This is a genomic window from Stenotrophomonas sp. HMSC10F07 (assembly GCF_001807895.1).
Classification (GTDB): Bacteria; Pseudomonadota; Gammaproteobacteria; order Xanthomonadales; family Xanthomonadaceae; genus Stenotrophomonas; species Stenotrophomonas sepilia.
The window spans coordinates 18,463-34,374 of sequence record NZ_KV791332.1; the positions used below are offsets into that span (position 1 = coordinate 18,463).

The following is a 15,912-nucleotide window of genomic DNA, read 5'->3' on the forward strand; positions in this document are numbered from 1 at the left end:
TCGCAGACTGATTCTGGAAATATCTATCGCTTTATCCGCATGAAGGGATTGACAGTGCCGGAAAGGGCTGGCATCGTGGCTCCACCATCGAGACCGGCAGAGGGACAGGCCCTTTGAAGCCGGGGCAGCCCGCAGGCGCGCTAGCGTCTGCGTAGGTGCCAAATCCTGCGGGGACCGTGGCGTCCACCGAAAGATGGTTCGAACCATGCACCCCACGTGCATCTCGAACGCGGGCCCGCGAAGGCTCGATGGCCGATTCCCCAACCGGATCCCGCCATGAGCTTCGCTGCCAGTACCGCCATTCGCCCCGAGCCCTTCGTCCCCGTCAGCGTGCCGGTCGCAGACCGCGTGCACGCCGAGCGCGGTGAGTTCGCCGCGGTGCTGTCGATGCGCCATGCAGGCCCCAGCCCGGTGCGCCTGCGCTATGAGTGGGTGGGCCCGGCCAACGCGCCGGTGGTGGTGCTGGCCGGTGGCATTTCCGCCCATCGCCACGTGGCGTCCAACGCACAGTTCAGCGAGAAGGGCTGGGCCGAAGCGCTTGTGGGTACCGGCCGCGCGCTCGACCCGCAGCAGCTGCGCGTGCTGGCCTTCGATTTCATCGGTGCCGACGGTGCACTGGATGTGCCGATCGATACTGCCGACCAGGCCGATGCGCTGGCGCTGCTGCTGGACCATCTCGGCATCCGCACGCTGAAGGCCTTCGTCGGCTATTCGTATGGCGCGCTGGTCGGCCAGCAGTTCGCGATCCGTCACCGCGCCCGCGTGCGCCAACTGGTGCTGGCCAGCGGCGCGCACCGCCCGCATCCCTATGCCGCCGCGTGGCGCGCGCTGCAGCGCCGCGCGGTTGCGCTGGGCCAGCTGCAGTGCGGCGAAGACCACGGCCTGGCCCTGGCCCGGCAGTTCGCCATGCTCAGCTACCGCACCCCGGAAGAATTCGGCGAGCGCTTCGACGCTGCCCCGGAGGTCATCAATGGCCGCGTGCGCGTGGCCGCCGAAGACTACCTCGACGCCGCCGGCGCGCAGTACGTCTCGCGCACGCCGGTGACCGCCTACCTGCGCCTGTCCGAATCGATCGACCTGCACCGTGTCGACCCCGCCGCGATCCTGCCGCCGACCGTGGTGGTGGCCGTGGAGGGCGACCGCCTGGTGCCGCTGGCCGACCTGGTCGGCCTGGTCGAAGGGCTGGGCCCGCGCGGCAGCCTGCGCGTGCTGCGTTCGCCCTATGGCCACGACGCCTTCCTCAAAGAAACCGATCGCATCGACGCGATCCTCGCCACCGCCTTCCGCACCTCTGGAGAGTCCGCATGAGCCTGCACGCCAACGAGCCGTCCTGTAGTCGCACCACTGCCGCCGTCCGTGCGGGCATCGATCAGGACACCGCGCATGGCGCGGTCACGCCGCCGATCGTGCTGTCGTCGAACTTCAGCTTCGAAGGCTTCGGCAACAAGCGCCAGTACGACTACACGCGCAGTGGCAACCCGACCCGCGACCTGCTGGGTGAGGCGTTGGCGGAACTGGAAGGGGGCGTCGGTGGTGTGGTCACCGCCACCGGCATGGGCGCGATCAACCTGGTGCTGAACGCACTGCTGCAGCCGGGCGATACCCTGGTGGTGCCGCACGATGCGTACGGTGGCAGCTGGCGCCTGTTCAATGCGCTGGCCCGGAAGGGCCACTTTGAACTGGTCACCGCCGACCTGACCGATCCACGCGCACTGGCACAAGCGTTGGCCACCCAGCCGAGGCTGGTGCTGGTGGAAACGCCGTCCAACCCGCTGCTGCGCATCACCGACCTGCGCTTCGTCATCGATGCCGCGCACAAGGCCGGCGCACTCGTGGTGGTCGACAACACGTTCCTGTCACCAGCGCTGCAGCAACCGCTGTCGTTCGGTGCGGACCTGGTGCTGCATTCCACCACGAAGTACATCAACGGCCACAGCGATGTGGTGGGCGGGGCAGTGGTCGCGCGTGATCCGGCAGTGCACGAGCAGCTGGTGTGGTGGGGCAACGCGCTGGGCCTGACGGGTTCACCGTTCGATGCCTTCCTGACCCTGCGTGGCCTGCGCACGCTGGATGCGCGCCTGCGCGTGCACCAGGAAAATACCGCCGCGATCGTTGCCCTGCTGGACCAGCATCCGGCGGTCGGCACGGTGTACTACCCGGGCCTGGCCGAACATCCCGGCCATGCCATCGCGGCGCGCCAGCAGAGCGGTTTCGGCGCGATGCTGTCGTTCGAGCTTGCGCACTGCGCCGGTGAAGATCCGCACGCGGCAGTGCGCGCATTCGTGGATGGCCTGCGCTGCTTCACCCTGGCCGAATCGCTGGGCGGCGTCGAAAGCCTGATCGCGCATCCGGCGACCATGACCCATGCGGCGATGACCGCCGAAGCACGCGCAGCGGCCGGTATCAGCGAAGGGCTGCTGCGTCTGTCGGTCGGCATCGAGGCCGAGCGCGACCTGCTGGCCGATCTCGGTGCCGCGCTGCAGCGCGCCGAAGTCGTGATCGATGCGGCCGCACGCCGCAAACAGGTGGTGGATGCATGAGCGCACTCGCTGCTGAAATTCCAGCGCTGGGCGCGGGACGCCTGGCGCTGCTCGGTACTGGCACAGTCGGCTCGGCCTTCGTGCAGCGCTACCAGACGCTGCAGGCTCGCGGGCTGGAACTGCCGAGCGTGCAATGGCTTGCCAACTCGCGCACTGCGCTGGAGATCGATCGTGACCTGGCGTTGCCGCTGGAACTGGCGCGACGTGCGCCACGCGATGGCCAGAGTTCGCCGGCGTGGGCCAGCACCGAAGGGCTGGAGCGTGGCGATGTGGTGGTCGATGCCACCGCCAGCGAAGACGTGGCCGCACGTCACGTGCAGTGGCTGGCGCGCGGCGTGCATGTGGTGACAGCCAACAAGCTGGGCCGTGGTGCGCAGCTGTCACGCGCGCAGGCCATTGCAGACAGCTGTGCCGACAGTGGTGCGCGCTATGGTGACAGCGCCACCGTCGGTGCCGGGCTGCCGCTGCTGAGCAGCCTGCGCGCACTGGTGGCCGGTGGTGATCACATCCATGCCATCGAGGGCGTGCTGTCCGGTTCGCTGGCGTGGCTGTTCCATCGTTATGACGGCAAGTCGCCGTTCTCGGCGGCGGTGCGCGAGGCGCTGGCGGCCGGCTACACCGAGCCGGATCCGCGACTTGACCTGTCCGGCGAGGACGTGCGCCGCAAGCTGCTGATCCTGGCCCGCAGCAGCGGGCTGGCGCTGGATGCTTCGCAGGTGCAGGTGGACTCACTGGTACCTGAAACGCTGGCCGCGTTGCCGCTGGAGGGCGCAGTGGCTGCGCTGGAGCAGCTGGATGCGCCGCTGCAGGCGCGTTGGCAGCGGGCACGCGAAAACGGCCGCGTGTTGCGTTTCGTCGGCCGTGTTGACGGTGGGGGTGCGCAGGTGGGCCTGCGCGAGCTGCCGGCCGATCACCCGTTGGCGCAGGGTGCGGGGACCGACAATCGCGTCGCCATCCACAGTGATCGCTACCGTCGCCAGCCGCTGTTGATCCAGGGCCCGGGTGCGGGCGCGGAAGTCACCGCCGCCGCGTTGCTGGATGACGTGCTGCGGATCGTCGGCTGATCGCACAGTTCTTGTAGAGCCGAGCCCATGCTCGGCTGCTCCTGACAGAATCCCCATCCTGTCGCATGAGCCGAGCGTGGGCTCGGCTCTACAGGGGCGCCCTGCCGGTCAGCGTGACTTCAAGGACTTCAGCAACGCGGCGTTGAACTGCTTCGGGTCCTGCACCTGCGGCGAATGGCCCAGTTCGGCGAACTCGACCAGCGTCGCGCCGGGAATCGCTGCGGCCGCCGCCTTGCCGAGCGCTGGATAGTTGCCCAGCGTCGCCTTCACCGCAGCCGGCGCCAGGTCGCGGCCGATCGCGGTGCGGTCCTTCTGGCCGATGAACAGCGTGGTCGGCACCTGCAGGTTCTTCAGTTCGTAGACCACCGGCTGGTTGAACACCATGTCCGAGGCCAGCGCCTGGCTCCATGCAACGGCCTGCTTGCCGGGCCCTTCGTACATGCCTGACTGCATCCGCGCCCAGGGTTCGTAGGCCGGCTTCCATTTGCCGTCGTAGTACACATCCAGCTGGTAGCGGCGGATGCTGTCGTAGCTGATGTTCATTTCACCGGCATACCACGCGTCGACGCTGCGCCAGGGCACGCCCAGCGCCTTCCAGTCTTCCAGTCCGATCGGGTTGACCAGCGACAGGCTGCGCAGGTCCTGCGGGTACATCAGCGCGTAGCGCACGGCCAGCATGCCGCCCATCGAATGACCGACCAGGTGCACCGGCACATCACCCAGCTGCAGTTGCTGCAGCAACGCATGGGTGTTGGCGGCCAGCTGCGCGAAGCTGTACTGGTAGCGCTCGGGCTTGCTGGATTTGCAGAAACCCACCTGGTCCGGGGCGATCACCCGGTAGCCGGCGGCAACCAGGGGCTTGATCGATTCCTTCCAGGTGGCCGCGCAGAAATTCTTGCCATGCAGCAGCACCACCACGCCGATGGGCGACTTCTTCGGCGCGATGTCCAGGTAGGCCATCTCCAGCGGCTGCCGCTGCGATTCCAGCGCGAAGGTCTTGACCGGATAGCCGTAATCGAAGCCCTCAAGCCGCGGCCCGTAAGTGGGCGTGGCCAGGGCGGGCAGCGGAAGGCAGGCAAGCAGGGCGGCAGCGATCACGCGCATGGGGCAATCCGGGGTGGGGGAGCCCCGAGCCTAACCGGAACGCGGTGACGGTGTCGTCTGACCGGCCAGGGACAACGGGGTAGAGTCGACTGTCAGTCGACTGCTCTTCGATCAGACCGCGAAAATCCCGCGCTGCACGCGATAGTCGACCAACGGTCGACTCTACCCAGGGTCATCAGCACTCGATGACGTTCACCGCCAGGCCGCCGCGGCTGGTTTCCTTGTACTTGTCCTGCATGTCGCGGCCGGTATCGCGCATGGTCTTGATCACCTTGTCCAGCGACACCTTGTGCTTGCCGTCGCCACGCATCGCCATGCGCGAGGCATTGATCGCCTTCACCGCGCCCATCGCGTTGCGTTCGATGCAGGGAATCTGCACCAGGCCACCGATCGGGTCGCAGGTCAGGCCCAGGTTGTGTTCCATGCCGATTTCCGCGGCGTTCTCGATCTGGCTGGGGTTGCCGCCCAGTGCCGCGACCAGACCACCGGCCGCCATCGAGCAGGCCACGCCAACCTCGCCCTGGCAGCCCACTTCGGCGCCGGAAATCGAGGCGTTTTCCTTGTAGAGGATGCCGATCGCCGCCGAGGTCAGCAGGAAGTCGAACACGCGCTGTTCGTTCGCGCCCGGGCAGAAGCGATCGAAGTAGTGCAGCACCGCCGGCAGCACACCGGCCGCACCGTTGGTCGGCGCAGTCACCACGCGGCCACCGGCAGCGTTCTCCTCGTTCACTGCCAGTGCGTACAGGTTGACCCAGTCCAGCGTGGTCAGCGGGTCGCGCATCGCCGCTTCCGGCTTCGACGACAGTTCGCGGTACAACGCCGGCGCACGACGGCCCACCTTCAGGCCACCCGGCAGCACGCCTTCCTCGCGGATGCCGCGCGCCACGCACGACTGCATCGCACTCCAGATCTCGTGCAGCCGCGCGCGGATCTCGTCTTCGCTGCGCCAGCACTTCTCGTTCTCGAACATCAGCTGGGCAATGCTCAGGCCGCTGCGCGCGGTCTGCGCCAGCAGCTCGTCGCCGCTCTTGAACGGGTAGGGCAGCGGGGTCTCGTCGGGCACGATGCGATCATCGGCCGCGTCGTCCTGGTTGACCACGAAGCCGCCGCCGACCGAATAATAGTCGCGGGTGGCGATCACTTCGTCGTCGGCGTTGTAGGCCGTGAAGCGCATGCCGTTGGTGTGGTAGGGCAGCTTCTGGCGCTTGTTCATGCCGAGGTCGCGCTTCTCGTCGAAGGCGATCTCGTGCTGGCCCATCAGCTGGATGCGCTTGCTGCTGCGGATGCGCTCCAGCGTGGCCGGAATGATGTCTGGATCGATCAGGTTCGGCCGCTGGCCTTCCAGGCCGAGCAGGATCGCCTTGTCGGTGCCGTGGCCGCGGCCGGTCAGTGCCAGCGAGCCATAGACATCGGCGCGGATGCGCGCGACCTCGTGCAGGCGGCCCGGGTCGAGCAGCCAGCGATGGATGAATCGCTCGGCGGCCTTCATCGGCCCGACGGTGTGCGAGGAACTCGGGCCAATGCCGATCTTGAAAACGTCGAACGTGCTGACAGCCATGGTTGCCGTACTGCGGGTACCGGAAGAGATCGCTATTCTAGCGGTTCACGCCGCACTTCCATGGCTGCGGCGCAGCATTTCCGCCACGGGAGTCCGGCCGGTGTTGACCCTTATCCAACGTGACGATTGCCACCTGTGCGACATGGCCCTGGCCGAGCTGGCCAGGGCACGGGCGCCGGAGTTCGAATCGGTGTTCCTGGACGACCAGCCGGCGCTGGAAGCACGCTATGGCACGCGGGTGCCGGTGCTGCGTGACGAGCGCGGCGACCGCGAGCTGGACTGGCCGTTCGACGCGGCCACGGTTCAGGCCTGGCTGGCTGAAAGCTCATTGTAGAGCCGAGCCATGCTCGGCTGACGCGCGCAGCGCGACCTGGACGGCAGCCGAGCATGGCTCGGCTCTACAGGATGCGGCCGGAGCCGTGCCCCGGCCCATCGCTCATTTCGCGTCGAACTTCACGATCGTGCTGATCGCGGTTTCGTCCGGGATGGTCTTGGTGTCGGCCCAGTCACCGCCGCCGACGCCGAAGTCCAGGCGCTTGACCGTGGCCTTGCCGGTCAGCACCGGCTGGGTGCCCGGCTTCCAGGTGAAGGTCAGCGTGACCGGCTTGCTGACACCACGAAGCTCCAGGGTGCCATCGGCGGCGAACTGGTCATTGCCCATGGCGCGGAAGCCCTTGGCGGTGTAGCGCGCGGTGGCGAACTTGCCGACGTTGAAGAAGTCGGCGCCCTGCAGGGTCGAGTCACGATCGCTGTTGCCGCTCCTGGCGCCTGCCAGCGGAATCACCACATCCAGCGAACCGGCAGCCGGGTTGGCCGGGTCGAAGCTGAGCTTGGTCGCGAAGCCAGGGAAGCTGCCGGTGAACACTTCGCCGTCGTACTTGGTGGCGAACACCAGGATCGAACCGGCGCCGGGAGCCTGCGCGTAATCGGCAGCGAGTGCCGGAGCGGTGGCCAGCATGCCGGCCAGGGCGGCGGCCACGGCGGCCGGAGTGGTCAGTTTCAGGTTCATCGGTCAGTCCTTCTGAGGGGAGGCGAGCCAGCCACGCGGCAACATGCGGGACAGCGTTGCATCGCGCTGGAACAGGTGGTGGTAGAAGGCAGCGCCGGCATGGGCCAGCACCACCGCGATCAACAGCCAGAAGCCGTACTCGTGGATGGCATGCGATACCGCGACAACCTGCGGGTCGGGGCCGCTCAGTTTGGGCACGTCGACCAGGCCGAACCAGCGGAACGGGCGCAGGCCGCTGGCCGAGTCGTACAGCCAGCCCGACAGCGGGATGGCGAACATCAGCACGTACAGCAGCACGTGGGTGGCGCTGGCAATGCGCTCCTGCCAGCTGGGCACGCCCGGCACCGGCTTCGGTGCCCCGGCGTACAGGCGCCAGCCCAGGCGGAACAGCACCAGCGCCAGCACGGTGATGCCGATCGACTTGTGCGCGGTGTAGACCCAGAAGTACTTGGGCGTCTTGGGCAGTTCGTCCATGGTCAGGCCGACCACGCCCAGGGCGAGGATCAGCAGTGCGATCAACCAATGCAGGATCTGGCTGACACTCCCCCAGGCGGCGGGGGTGTTCTTGGCGGTCATGAGGGGTCCTCTAGCGGGCCGTCTTGGGGTCGGAGTGTGGAAGGGGAGCGGGAGTTCCCGGGGCGTCGCTGCGGTCGAGGGTGGCTTCCGCCTCGATCCTCAGCTGTACTGCATCACCGATGACGCCCGGCCAGGCGGTGATGCCGAACGCGCGCCGGCTCAGCGTGGTGCTGCCGGAAAAACCGGCGGTGCGTCGGAACGGGGGAAGCGGATAGCGCTTGATGGCGTTGAGGGTCACATCCAGCGTGATTTCCTGGCTGACCCCGCGCAGGGTCAGCGTGCCGATCACGTGGGCGCGCCTGGCATCGATCGGTTCGACCTTGGTGGAGACGAACCGCGCGGTCGGGAAGCGCTCGCCGTCGAGCAGGCTGCGGGCCAAGGTGGCCTGGTTCCACTTGGCATCACCAAGGTCCAGCCGCGACACCGGAATATCCACTTCCACGGTGGCGTCGCGCCAGTTGTCGGGATCGAACCGCACGCGCCCCTCGCTGCCCGATACCGTGCCCATGGCCTGCGAGTAGCCTGCGTGGTCGATCGAGAACAGCACCCGCGTGTGCACCGGATCGAGGCGATAGGTGTCAGCGGCCGCCCAGGCAGGGGCGGTGGCGAGCAGCATCGGCAACAGGGCCAGGCAGGGACGCATCGATGGCGGGCTCCGGAAGGGGACGCTGCGATCATACGCACAGCCCCCTGCCAACGTTGCGTGCATGGGTGCAACAGTTCGTGGTGGTGCCGCCGCTGGAAACAGGCTGTTGCAGCCATGACCCCGGCCCTGTGTGACAATCGGCGCAGGACAGGGGGTTCAGGATGACGAGCGGCTGGCGCCTGTGGTGCCGTGGCATCGCAGGTATGGGACTGCTGCTGGTGGCGATGGCCACGGCGGCTGCGACCCTGGACATGGCAGAAACACCACGCCTGCGCCGCTTCGGTGCCGCCGAAGGCTTGCCGTCTCGCATGGTGGTGGCGCTGGCCGAGGATCGCCAGGGCCACGTCTGGGCCGCCACCGATGGTGGACTCGCCCGCTATGACGGCAACAGCCTGCGGGTCTGGGAGCACGACCCGGAACAGCCGGGCTCGTTGCCTGGCAACGAGATCGAGACCCTGCTGATCGACCCGCTGGACCGGGTCTGGGTGGGCATCAATGGCAAGGGCGTGGCACGCCTGGATGCCGACCGCGAGCGCTTCCAGACCTTCGATACGGTCAATTCCACCTGCCAGGGGCAGTTCTGGGCACTGGCCTATGTCGACGACGCCTTGTGGATCGGGACCAACAACCATGGCGTCTGCCGTTTCGGCGAAGACGGCAGCGTGCGCCTCTACACCCATGATCCCGCGCGCCCGGGTGGCCTGCCCAGCAACAGCATCTTCACCAGCCTGGTCGACGCGCGGGGCCGCCTGTGGGTCGGCACCGAAGCCGGTGTGGCGCGTTGGAACGGCAGCGGCTTCGAGCCGGTGGCCGCGCGGGAACTGGGGAGGCTGAGCGTGCTCCGGTTGAGCCGTGATGCAGACGGTTCGATCTGGGTAGGCAGCCAGAACGATGGCCTCTACCGCATCGATGGGCAGGACCGGGTCAGTCGCCCGCGATGGGCTGACAGTGCCCAGCTGCGGTCGGCCCTGGTCCTGGCCGATCGCCAGGGGGGCTACTGGGCGGGTACCTCCGATGGCCTGTTGCGAGGGGATGCGGCGGCGTTGCGCCGGCTGGAGGGGGACCGCGGCAGCGGCTTCCTGACCGCGCACAGCGGTGTGCTTGACCTGCTGCAGGACCACGAGGGCGGACTGTGGGTGGCGTTGCTGACCCAGGGCCTGGCCTATCTGCCACCGGACTGGCGGCGCTTCTCGATCTGGAACCAGCTCGACGGCAAGCCGCTGGACAGCCAGTACCTGTTGAGCGCGGCCAGCGACGGGAAGAACTACTACGTCGGCTCGGCGCGAGGGGTGTACCAGCTCGATGCGCAGGGCACCCTGCGCCTGCTGGCCAGCGACCGGCAGCTCGGCAACGGCGTGGTGTGGTCGGTGCTGCCGCGCCCGGATGGTCGCCTGTGGCTGGGACGCGGCGGCCGCATCAGCGTCTACGATCCGGCCACCGGCGCATTGCGTGATCTGCGGATCGATGGCAGTGCCGACCTGCGCCAGCGCATCGACCTGATGCGGCAGGCCCCTGATGGCACGGTGTGGGTGTCGGTGATGGGCCTGGACCTGCAGCAGCGCGATGCAGAGGGCCGGCTGCTGCACAGTCATCCGCTGGAACATTTCCGCGGGACGGCCGATGCGCCGATCGAGCAGATCCGCTTCGACGCCCACGGCCGGCCCTGGGTGATGGGCGACATGGGCATCTGGCGTGAGCAGGCCGGACGCTTCGAGGCAGTGCCCGGCGTTTCGCGCGGCCCGATCTACGATCTGGCATGGATCGATCCGCAGCAGTTGTGGCTGGCGCGCCAAGGCGCCTTCGAGCGCTACCAGTGGGATGGCATGAGCCTGCGCCTGATCCAGCGCATCGACGGCAGTGCGGGCGTGCCGCCGGTGACCATGGGGGGGCTGGCGCTGGCCGACAATGGCCAGCTGTGGGCGACGACGCCGCGCGGCCTGCTGCGGTGGGACCCGAAGACGCGGCGCCTGCAACAGTTCAACGAACGCGATGGCCTGTCCGATGCCGAGTTCACCGGTCGGCCACCTGCGGTGAACGCCGATGGCCGCGTGTTGGCGGTTACCCAGACCGGCCTGGTCGCCTTTGATGTGAATGCCGACGACACCGTGCTGCCGCCTTCATCGCTGGTGATCGCCGAAGTGCGGGTGCGGCGCGACGACGCACGCGGCTGGCAACCGCTGCCGCTCACCGGCACCCTGCTGCTGGGACCGGACGACCGCGATCTGCAGATCGATGCGCGGCTGCTGTCCTATGCCAGCCCGCAGGGCAACCGGTATCGCTTCCGCGTACAGGGTTACGACCAGGACTGGGTGGAGCAGGGGGGCGATGGCCAGCGCACCCTGTCGCGGCTGCCGACCGGCCGCTATGTCATCGAGGTGCAGGCCGCGACTGCCCGGGGCGCGTGGACACCTTCGCAGCAGTTGCAGGTGAAGGTGCTGCCGCCGTGGTGGCGCAGCGGCATGGCGATATTCGGCTACATCCTGCTGGGGTCGTTGCTGCTGGTGGTTCTGGTCTGGTCGATCCGCGCGCGGCTGCGCCGCCGCCAGCAATGGCAGCTGACGGTGCACAAGCAGCAGTTGGCCGAGCAGGCCTCGCAGGCCAAGAGCCGTTTCCTGGCTACGCTGGGCCACGAAGTCCGCACGCCGATGACCGGCGTGCTGGGCATGAGCGAACTGCTGCTGGCGACTCCGCTGGATCCGGTGCAGCGCGGCTACGCCGGGTCCATCCAGCAGGCCGGCAGCCATCTGCTGCGGCTGGTCAACGATGCCCTGGACCTGGCCCGGATCGAAGCCGGGCGGCTGGAGCTGGACCTGCGCCCGTTCGATCTGGGGGAGCTGCTGGACCAGGTGCAGGGCCTGATGCAGCCGATGGCGCAGCAACGCCAGCTGGTGTTCCAGCGCGGCGAAGACCCGCCCGGGCCGATCAGTGTCAGTGGCGACGAGATGCGCGTGCGCCAGATCCTGCTGAATCTGCTCGGCAACGCGATCAAATTCACCGAGCGCGGCCACGTCGGCCTGGCCGTACGCCTGGAAGAAAAGGGCGGCCTGTGTTTCGAAGTCCATGACAGCGGCCCGGGCATCAACGCCGAGCAGCAGCAGCGCCTGTTCCATCGTTTCGAACAGGCCGACGGCCCGCGTACCGCGTCGCGCTACGGCGGCAGTGGTCTGGGGCTGGCGATCTGCCAGGAACTGGCGGTGGCGATGGGGGGGCGCATCGAAGTGGACAGCCAGCCTGGCAAGGGCGCGCGGTTCCGCGTGCGCCTGCCCCTGCCCTGGACGCGCCAGGCCGCCAGCAAAGCGGGCGACGTGGCGGCCCTGCCGGAACTGCCGCCGCTGCGCATCCTGCTGGTCGAGGACGATGCCACGGTGGCCGAGGTCATCGCCGGCCTGCTGCGCGTGCGCGGGCATGAGGTGGTCCACGTGCTGCATGGGCTGGGCGCGCTGTCGGAGATCGCCACCGATGGTTTCGACGTCGGCCTGCTCGATCTCGATCTGCCCGCGCTGGACGGTACGGCCATCGCCCGCCAGCTGCGTACCATGGGCTATGAACTGCCGCTGGTGGCAGTGACTGCGCGTTCCGATGCCTACGCCGAAACCCAGGTGCTGGCCGCAGGCTTCGATGGCTTCCTGCGCAAGCCGGTGACCGGCGACCTGCTGGTGACGGCCATCGCCCAGGCACGTGCGAAACGACAGGCGACTGCGTGACGACGCCGACGCCGGGCGTGAACGGCGCGACTTTCGGTTTACCATGCCGACGCCCGCAGCGCGGGAATCATCAGGACCAGCGTGAGGAGGCAATCGGTGGTGTATCTGCGGGCGGCGATGCTGCTGCTGGTCCTCCTGTGCTGCGCGTTGCCCGCTGCGGCACAGCCGGTGCCTCCGAGCCCGCGGCAGGTGACGGTGTTCGATGGCCTGCCGTCCAATACCGTCAACCGCATGGCCGAGGATCGCTACGGTTACCTGTGGATCGCCACCAACGATGGCCTGGCCCGCTATGACGGCCGCACCTACCGCGTGTGGCGTTCCGAGGATGGACTGCGTGACAACCGCATCTGGACGGTGCTGGTCGATGTCCGCAACCAGTTGTGGATAGGCACCGAGAACGCCGGCCTGGTGCGCATGTCGGCCGACCGCCGCCAGTTGCACTTCTACGACCGCAGCAGCCAGCCGTTGATGGGTACCAACACGGTCTGGAGCCTGGCCAGCACGCCTGATGGCTCGATCTGGTTCGGTACCCACGAAGGCGGCCTGTACCGCCTGGACAGCCAGGATCGCCTGCAGCGCTTCCTGCCCGAGCCGAACAATCCGCGCAGCCTGCCTTCGTCGTCGGTGCCCTACCTGGCCACGCTGGCCGATGGCAGCCTGTGGATCGGCACCAAGCATGGCGTGGCGCGCTGGACCGGGACCGACTTCGAGCGTGTCGGTACGGACATCATCCCCAGCCTTCTGATCAACGGACTGACCGCCGAACCGGATGGCAGCCTGTGGATCAGCACGATGGCCGGCGCCACCGTGCGCCGCCCGGATGGCCGCTTCGAAGCCCCCCCGTGGAAGCTGCCGCCGGGCGAGCAGGTGCTGGGCATGATGCTGCGCGACGAGCAGGGCGGGCACTGGCTGGATACACGCACCGGGCTGGGGCGTGCGGTCGATGGCCAGTACCAGACCGTGCCGCTGTACAGCGCGATCGCGCGCGGTCCGGTACGGCCGAACTGGACCGGTGCCTACGAGGACCGCGAAGGTGGCATCTGGTTGGCCAGCACCAATGCCGGGCTGTGGCACCTGCTGCCACGCTGGTGGCAGTTCTCGGTGCTGTCGCGCCTGGAGGACGACCCCAGCTCGCTGCGCAATGCGCTCGTGCTGGGTACCAGCCCCTCCAGCAACGGCGGCGTCTGGACGGTGGGCAGCCATGGCGCGCTGGACCGCTTCGATCCGAAGACCGGCAGGATCGAGCAGCATCGCACCTGGGTCAACGGCATGCACTGGTTGACCTCGGTGCGTGAGGACCGGCGTGGCCAGGTCTGGATTGGATCGACCGATGCGCTGGTGCGCTACGACCCGCAACGGCGTGAACTGCGTCGGTGGGGCCGTGATGCCGGTGCAGATGCGGCGATGGAAGGGGTGGTCGAAGCGATGATGACCTGCGACGGCGACAGCCTCTGGTTGATGCTGCCCGCAGGCCTGCAGCAGCGCGACCTCGACGGCCACGTGCGGCGCCAGCTGGACAATGGCCAGCGCGGCCTGCAGCAGGGCCAGCTCAACCTTGATGTGGAATGCGGGCCGCAGGACCACATCTGGCTGGCCAGCAGCCGTGGCCTGCTGCAGTGGCTGCCGGAAAGCGAGCGCTTCCAGCCGGTGCCGGGTGCGCCGGCAACGGCGATCCATGCGTTGCATGTGGGCCGTGACGGCCAGGTCTGGTTGTCCGAGGATGGTCGCCTGTCCCGTTACCGCTGGAGCCAGGGACGCCTGGAACGGCAGGCGGTGGTCGGTGCCGAACAGGGCTATCCGGCGATCTCCGCCTCCGGCCTGGTGGTGGATGCGCAGGGCGTGGCCTGGGCGACCAGCGCACGCGGCCTGGTACGTGTCAGTGCCGATGGGCAGAGCGTGCGCCTGTACGGCGTGCACGACGGCCTGCCAAGCCAGGAATTCCGCGAGCACACCTTGATCGCAGCAGCCGATGGCCACCTGGTGGCCGGAACGGCAGCGGGCGCGGTGGTGTTCGACCCGGAGCAGGTACGGCCTTCGGTCCGTCGCGCCCCGCTGGTGATCGAGCGGGTGGAAGTGCGCCGCAACGAGCAGGTGCTGGACATGACCCACGATGCGCCGTTGCAGATCGCCGATGGCGACCGCGACCTGCGCATCGTCGCGCGATTGCTGTCCTTCGCCGACTCGGCGTCCAATACGTACCGCTACCGCCTGGCCGGCTACGACCCCGATTGGGTCGAAGTCGGCCCGGCCGGCGAGCGCCTGTTCTCGCGCCTGGCGCCGGGCAGCTACCGGCTGGAAGTACAGGCCCGGTCGGCCGACCATGTGTGGTCGCGGGTGCAGAGCCTGGAGTTCCGCGTGCAGCCGCCGTGGTGGCGCAGCCTGTCCGGCCTGCTGGTGCTGGCGTCGGTCGGGTTGCTGCTGACCAGCTGGTTTGCCTGGCTGTACCGACGCCGCCTGCAGCGGCGGCACGCCTACCAGCTGGCGCTGCACAAGCAGGAACTGGCCGAGCAGGCGTCGGCGGCCAAGACCCGCTTCCTGGCCAACCTTGGCCATGAGATCCGCACGCCGATGACCGGCGTGCTGGGCATGAGCGAGCTGCTGCTGGCCTCGCCACTGGACCCGCAGCAGCGTGGCTACACGCAGTCGATCCGGCATGCTGGCGAGCACCTGCTGCACCTGGTCAACGATGCGCTGGACCTGGCGCGGATCGAGTCCGGGCGCCTGGAACTGCAGTCGCAGTCGTTTGCGTTGAATGGCCTGTTGCAGGATCTGGCGGCGCTGATGGGCCCGCTGGCTGCACAGAAGGGCCTGCGCTTCGTCCTCGACAACCAGCTGCCTGCGGGCCTGCAGGCGACCGGTGATGCCATGCGCGTGCGGCAGATCCTGCTCAACCTGCTGTCGAACGCAGTGAAATTCACCAGCCGCGGCACTATCACCCTGCATGCACGTTGCGATGGCGAGCTGCGTGCGCTGCACTTCGAGGTGCGCGATACCGGCCCGGGCATCAGCCAGGAACAACAGCAGCGCCTGTTCCGCCGCTTCGAGCAGGCCGATGGTGCACGTACCGCCGCGCAGTACGGTGGCAGTGGCCTCGGTCTGGCGATCTGCCGCGAGCTGGCGCATGCGATGCAGGGGCGGATCCAGGTGGAGAGCCAGCTGGGTCGGGGCACCTGTTTCGGCGTGACCTTGCCGTTGCCGCTGGTGGTGAACAGCGATGCCGAGGCATCGGCCGAGGGGCATCGCGACGAAGCGGCGAACATGCCGCCGCTGCGGGTGCTGCTGGTCGAGGACGATGCCACCGTGGCCGACGTGGTGTGTGGGCTGTTGAGCGCACGCGGCCACGAGGTGGTGCATGCCGGCCATGCGCTGGCGGCGCTGCGCGAGGTCAGTGCCGGCGATTTCGACGTCGGCCTGCTGGATCTGGACCTGCCGGGCCTGAGTGGTTTCGAGCTGGCCCAGCACCTGCGCAACCAGGGCTACATGCTGCCGTTACTGGCGGTGACGGCGCGGACCGATCCGGACCTGCAGCAGCAGGTGGAAGCAGCCGGCATTGGCGGCTTCCTGCGCAAGCCGGTGACTGGTGAGCTGTTGGTGGAAGCGATCGCCAGGGTCATGGGGCGGTAGGGTGCGGCGGCAGGGCCTGCGGCCCTGCACCCGCCGGATCAATGTCAAAAGCCTGCATTCCGTGGGATGGCGGGGTGGGTCCGGTTG

At 68.2% G+C, this 15,912-nt stretch carries 11 protein-coding genes and 1 riboswitch; of the genes, 6 read left to right on the top strand and 5 right to left on the bottom strand.

The features are described from left to right. Positions 1–81 precede the first annotated feature (81 nt). A riboswitch (SAM riboswitch) is annotated at positions 82–200 on the top strand. Between the two features lie 76 nt (positions 201–276). Genes HMPREF3114_RS02680 through HMPREF3114_RS02690 form a run of 3 tightly spaced genes read left to right on the top strand, consistent with a single transcriptional unit; the run spans position 277 to position 3,604 of the window. Continuing rightward, positions 277–1,308 carry a homoserine O-succinyltransferase MetX gene (locus HMPREF3114_RS02680; protein WP_053499610.1) on the top strand — a complete coding sequence of 344 codons (1,032 nt, stop codon included), beginning with the start codon at positions 277–279 and terminating at the stop codon, positions 1,306–1,308. After that, complete coding sequence (locus tag HMPREF3114_RS02685; RefSeq protein WP_053499612.1) at positions 1,305–2,540, top strand: O-succinylhomoserine (thiol)-lyase; 1,236 nt, start codon at positions 1,305–1,307, stop codon at positions 2,538–2,540. The genes HMPREF3114_RS02680 and HMPREF3114_RS02685 overlap by 4 nt, the downstream gene beginning before the upstream one ends. Beyond that, positions 2,537–3,604, top strand: coding sequence for a homoserine dehydrogenase family protein (locus HMPREF3114_RS02690; protein ID WP_053499614.1), 1,068 nt, complete (start codon positions 2,537–2,539; stop codon positions 3,602–3,604). The genes HMPREF3114_RS02685 and HMPREF3114_RS02690 overlap by 4 nt, the downstream gene beginning before the upstream one ends. Positions 3,605–3,712: 108 nt before the next feature. On the opposite strand, the gene HMPREF3114_RS02695 is transcribed toward HMPREF3114_RS02690, so the two are convergent. Further along, complete coding sequence (locus tag HMPREF3114_RS02695; RefSeq protein WP_053499616.1) at positions 3,713–4,708, bottom strand: alpha/beta fold hydrolase; 996 nt, start codon at positions 4,706–4,708, stop codon at positions 3,713–3,715. Between the two features lie 175 nt (positions 4,709–4,883). After that, positions 4,884–6,266 carry an L-serine ammonia-lyase gene (locus tag HMPREF3114_RS02700; protein ID WP_053499618.1) on the bottom strand — a complete coding sequence of 461 codons (1,383 nt, stop codon included), beginning with the start codon at positions 6,264–6,266 and terminating at the stop codon, positions 4,884–4,886. A gap of 100 nt (positions 6,267–6,366) precedes the next feature. Here HMPREF3114_RS02700 and HMPREF3114_RS02705 point away from each other — a divergent pair, with 100 nt between their 5' ends. After that, complete coding sequence (locus HMPREF3114_RS02705; RefSeq protein ID WP_053499620.1) at positions 6,367–6,600, top strand: glutaredoxin family protein; 234 nt, start codon at positions 6,367–6,369, stop codon at positions 6,598–6,600. A gap of 102 nt (positions 6,601–6,702) precedes the next feature. On the opposite strand, the gene HMPREF3114_RS02710 is transcribed toward HMPREF3114_RS02705, so the two are convergent. From HMPREF3114_RS02710 to HMPREF3114_RS02720, 3 genes are read right to left on the bottom strand one after another with little or no spacing between them, the layout of a single operon-like run. Beyond that, positions 6,703–7,275 (bottom strand): YceI family protein, encoded by a 573-nt coding sequence (locus tag HMPREF3114_RS02710; RefSeq protein ID WP_053499622.1) that lies wholly within the window; start codon positions 7,273–7,275, stop codon positions 6,703–6,705. Between the two features lie 3 nt (positions 7,276–7,278). Continuing rightward, complete coding sequence (locus HMPREF3114_RS02715; protein WP_053499624.1) at positions 7,279–7,851, bottom strand: cytochrome b; 573 nt, start codon at positions 7,849–7,851, stop codon at positions 7,279–7,281. 10 nt (positions 7,852–7,861) lie between these two features. Continuing rightward, entirely contained in the window at positions 7,862–8,494 is a 633-nt protein-coding gene (locus HMPREF3114_RS02720) for a YceI family protein (RefSeq protein ID WP_053499626.1), read from the bottom strand. A 164-nt stretch (positions 8,495–8,658) separates the two neighbouring features. Here HMPREF3114_RS02720 and HMPREF3114_RS02725 point away from each other — a divergent pair, with 164 nt between their 5' ends. Both HMPREF3114_RS02725 and HMPREF3114_RS02730 read left to right on the top strand, forming a co-directional pair. Next, positions 8,659–12,201, top strand: coding sequence for a hybrid sensor histidine kinase/response regulator (locus HMPREF3114_RS02725; RefSeq protein WP_070488976.1), 3,543 nt, complete (start codon positions 8,659–8,661; stop codon positions 12,199–12,201). A gap of 96 nt (positions 12,202–12,297) precedes the next feature. Then, entirely contained in the window at positions 12,298–15,825 is a 3,528-nt protein-coding gene (locus HMPREF3114_RS02730) for a hybrid sensor histidine kinase/response regulator (protein WP_053499630.1), read from the top strand. The last annotated feature ends 87 nt before the right edge of the window (positions 15,826–15,912 follow it).